Below are 615 nucleotides of genomic sequence, written 5' to 3' on the forward strand. Positions count from 1 at the left end.
GCGCAGCAGCTCGTCGTCGGGCTGGCCTTTCTGGTCGGTCGTCAGCGCTAGCGTCACTGCGACCAGGGTTTCCACGGTGCCTTCGCGGGACTTTGCGGCCTGGTGCGGCCAGCGCTTGTTCACGTAATCCCGGGCGAACGCGAGCCAGGTGCGCGACTTCTTGGCCTTGAGCATGGATTCGGGCAGGCCGGTGGCGGTGTCAAACCACTCGCCCTTGCGGGCCGCCTGGCGAAGCTCGGACAGGAAGTTCTCGGCCTGCTCCGACGTGCCGTGCGTGCTGCACTGTTCTTCGTCTTCGACGACCCAGCGCACCTGGTACTTCGGCTTCTTGGCGGGGGTGCGCCGGGTCTTCCAGAACTTGACCCGGTAGGACTTCACGCGCTCACCTCAAGCTCGGCGAGCCACGCCTGGTAGTCGTTCTGGTGGATGCGGAACTCGCCGTTGGGGAGCCGGTGCATCTTGGGCGTGCGGTTTCGGGTCCGCCAGTGCTGCCAGGTCCGCCGATGGATCTTGAGTTGCGCCATGATCTCGGGGACGGTGAGCCAGACGTTTTCGGCGTCGTCTGCCTCGATCTCAGGCGTTGTCGAGGCGTCATGGCTTTCGACGGGTTGGTTA

General features: G+C 65.0%; 1 protein-coding gene and 1 pseudogene. Both read right to left on the minus strand.

The window, feature by feature from the left end:
- A pseudogene (locus tag ABD844_RS52140) lies at nucleotides 1-378 on the minus strand (tyrosine-type recombinase/integrase); the annotation flags it as partial.
- Nucleotides 375-615, minus strand: a 241-nt coding sequence (locus ABD844_RS52145) for a helix-turn-helix transcriptional regulator (protein ID WP_344897526.1), incomplete at its 5' end; no start/stop codon positions are given. The gene ABD844_RS52145 and the pseudogene ABD844_RS52140, both read right to left, overlap by 4 nt.

It is taken from the genome of Nonomuraea antimicrobica, assembly GCF_039536965.1.
In the GTDB taxonomy this organism is placed as follows: Bacteria; Actinomycetota; Actinomycetes; order Streptosporangiales; family Streptosporangiaceae; genus Nonomuraea; species Nonomuraea antimicrobica.